The sequence below is a fragment of the Bacillus cereus group sp. Bce019 genome (genome assembly GCF_051781745.1).
Classification (GTDB): domain Bacteria; phylum Bacillota; class Bacilli; order Bacillales; family Bacillaceae_G; genus Bacillus_A; species Bacillus_A cereus.
In genome coordinates this window covers 1-256 of sequence record NZ_JBPWJX010000229.1, presented here as the reverse complement: position 1 = coordinate 256, position 256 = coordinate 1, and the positions used below count along the sequence as shown (strand labels likewise).

Sequence of the window (256 nt, the reverse complement as noted above, 5' to 3'; positions counted from 1 at the left end):
ATATTCGCGGCATAGGCTTCCGACCAATCCGCCAGATCCTCGGCCTGCATCGCGGCCGCCTGAGCGCGCATTTCAGCGGATTTCGCGCGCACCTTGGCGACCTCGGCGTCCCAGCCCTCTTTGGCCTGCGCCCATTGCGCCTTCACCTGCTCGCTCGCGTCGTCAAGATAGCTTGACACATCGGCCTTGAACGCCTGATCGCGCTCGGCGGCGGATTCGCGCCATTTCTTCGCCGCGATGAATTCATCGCCGCGGC

At 64.5% G+C, this 256-nt stretch carries 1 protein-coding gene; it reads right to left on the bottom strand.

The window, feature by feature from the left end; genetic code table 11:
* Positions 1 to 256, bottom strand: a 256-nt coding sequence (locus ACS2QP_RS28130) for a hypothetical protein (RefSeq protein ID WP_438883120.1), incomplete at both ends; no start/stop codon positions are given.